The following is a 2,835-nucleotide window of genomic DNA, read 5'->3' on the forward strand; positions in this document are numbered from 1 at the left end:
CACTTACACTTGCACTATCAGACATTGAACCACGTTCACTGTCACTAATGCTAGTACTTTCACTAGCTGATTCGCTCATACTTGTACTGTCACTTTGACTGATTGATGTGCTCTCACTTGCAAAAATCGACTCACTTGTACTGAAGCTGCGGCTTTCTTCCGTAGAAATACTTGCGCTTTCAGACTCAGAATCACGAATGCTAGAACTGTTGCTTGTACTTTCAGAAGCGGAGGCTTGATCGCTCGTACTCATAGATTGACTCAAACTTGTACTGTCACTTGAACTAACCGATTCGGAATCTCGGACACTTTCACTTGTACTAATGCTTTCGCTAATGGAGGTTGATTCGCTAGGTGTAACTTCCGTACTATTCCGCTCGCTTTCGCTAGTACTGATGCTGACGCTAACTGATTCACTGGTGCTAGAGCTTTGTGAATCACTTGTCGAAGCACTCACACTTTGAGATTCAATCACTTCTTGTTTTTCGCTAAGCGATGTGCTGATTGATGCCGATTCGCTTAGACTTGTACTAGTAGATTGTGAAATGCTGGTGCTCTCACTAGCACTTGCTGAGACAGAATCATTTGTACTTGTACTGTCACTGGTTGAAAGGCTAGAACTGTTCGATCTTGAATATAGATCGCTTAAGCTATCACTTGCACTATCGCTATTGCTGAGTGATGTGCTTGCACTATCACTCGTACTGAAACTACGTGATTCGCTGGCACTTTCAGATCTAGATAGTAAATCACTTAGACTCGCGCTTAAACTTAAGCTGTTACTTACGCTCGTGCTACCGCTATAGCTTAGGCTATCACTTCTAGATTCACTTGCACTCTCTGATCTAGAAAGTAAATCACTTACACTCGTACTAGAACTTAAGCTGTCACTAGTTGATGTGCTCATGCTATTGCTTACACTATCACTCCGTGATTCGCTCGCACTGCTAGATTGAGAGTTCATTTCACTTAAACTTAAGCTAGAGCTGTTGCTGCCACTCAACGAAGTACTTGTGCTTTGGCTCAAGCTATTGCTCCGTGATTCACTGGCACTGGTTGAACGAGATAGTAATTCGCTCAAGCTAGTACTGCTACTTTCACTCGTACTAATTGATGTGCTGCTACTATAGCTTAGGCTATCACTCCGTGACTCGCTGGCACTGACTGATTGAGATAATTGTTCACTTAGACTTGTACTTGAACTCAAACTCGTGCTAGCTGAAGTACTTTGACTGAAACTATTACTTAGGCTATTACTTAAACTAATACCTTCGGAAAGTGAGTCACTTGTCAATTGGCTCAAACTATTACTCAAACTGTAGCTGTCGCTCGCACTAGTTGACGATGAATCACTTAATGAACTGCTAGTACTTGTGCTGAGACTTAGACTCGCAGAAGTACTACTACTGTAGCTTTGACTTTCACTTGCTAGTGATCTGCTTTCTGAAAGACTATCGCTATTGCTCAAGCTAGCACTGATTGACGATGAGTCGCTCATTGATGTACTGATACTCAAGCTTTCACTCATACTTTCAGAAGCACTATTACTAATACTTGTACTATCGCTAGTACTTGTACTTATGCTTGCTGAGGTGCTGCTACTGTAGCTAGTACTGTCACTAGTACTTAGACTAATACTTGCTGAGGTACTGCTGCTAAAGCTTTCACTCATACTTGAACGTGAATCACTAATTGACGTACTCAAACTATTCGATTCACTATTACTGCTACTTGTACTAATTGAAGCAGAGTCACTAACCGAAGTACTGACACTAGTACTCATGCTCAAGCTGGCTGAAGTACTGCTGCTATAGCTTTGACTTTCACTAGTCCGTGAATCGCTCACAGACGTACTAATGCTTGTTGATTCACTATTACTTGTACTTGTGCTACCGCTGTAGCTTGCAGAGTCGCTTGCACTTTGTGACATTAAACCACTAGTACTCAATGATGATGAATCACTTAGTGAAGTACTAATACTTGCTGACTCACTGTTACTAATGCTTGTACTTACTGATAATGAGTCACTCAATGACGTACTCGTACTTGTTGACTCACTGTTGCTTACACTTGTGCTGCCACTAAAGCTTGTAGAATCGCTCGCACTTAATGACAACGAAGTACTTGTGCTTAGAGATAACGAGTCACTGATCGACGTACTTGCACTTGTTGATTCACTAGTACTTACGCTTGTGCTACCACTAAAGCTTGTAGAATCGCTCGCACTTTGTGATACTGAGCTACTTGTGCTCAATGACGAAGAGTCACTGATGGACGTACTCAAGCTTGTTGATTCACTGTTACTGATGCTTGTACTTACAGACATTGAATCGCTAATTGAGGCACTTGTACTTGTCGAATCACTATCACTCACACTGGTACTTAACGATGATGAATCACTGATCGACGTGCTTGTACTTGTCGAGTCACTGTTGCTTACACTTGTACTTAACGATGATGAATCACTGATCGACGTACTTGCACTTGTGGAGTCGCTATTGCTTACACTTGTGCTACCACTAAAGCTTGCAGAATCACTCGCACTTAAGGATGCCGAAATACTTGTACTCAATGATGATGAACCACTGATTGATGCGCTCAGACTTGCTGATTCACTGTTACTGATACTTGTACTTAGCGATGATGAATCACTTAATGACGTACTTACGCTTGTGGACTCGCTACTGCTAACACTTGTGCTACCACTGTAACTTGCAGAATCACTCGCACTTAGTGATGCCGAAACACTTGTACTCAATGATGATGAATCACTGACTGATGTGCTCAGGCTTGCTGATTCACTGTTACTAATGCTTGTACTTACAGACAATGAAT

Annotated in this window: 1 protein-coding gene and 1 pseudogene; one reads left to right on the forward strand and one right to left on the reverse strand. The window is 41.9% G+C overall.

What is annotated here, in order from left to right; translation table 11 throughout:
- A pseudogene (locus tag A5882_RS19580) lies at positions 1 to 1,846 on the reverse strand (hypothetical protein); the annotation flags it as partial.
- Positions 1,847 to 2,126: 280 nt separating this feature from the next.
- Here A5882_RS19580 and A5882_RS20220 point away from each other — a divergent pair.
- A complete protein-coding gene (locus tag A5882_RS20220) occupies positions 2,127 to 2,711 on the forward strand; it encodes a hypothetical protein (protein ID WP_217808277.1) in 585 nt (194 codons plus the stop codon).
- The last annotated feature ends 124 nt before the right edge of the window (positions 2,712 to 2,835 follow it).

The sequence above is a fragment of the Enterococcus sp. 4E1_DIV0656 genome, assembly GCF_002140695.1.
Classification (GTDB): Bacteria; Bacillota; Bacilli; order Lactobacillales; family Enterococcaceae; genus Enterococcus_D; species Enterococcus_D entomosocium.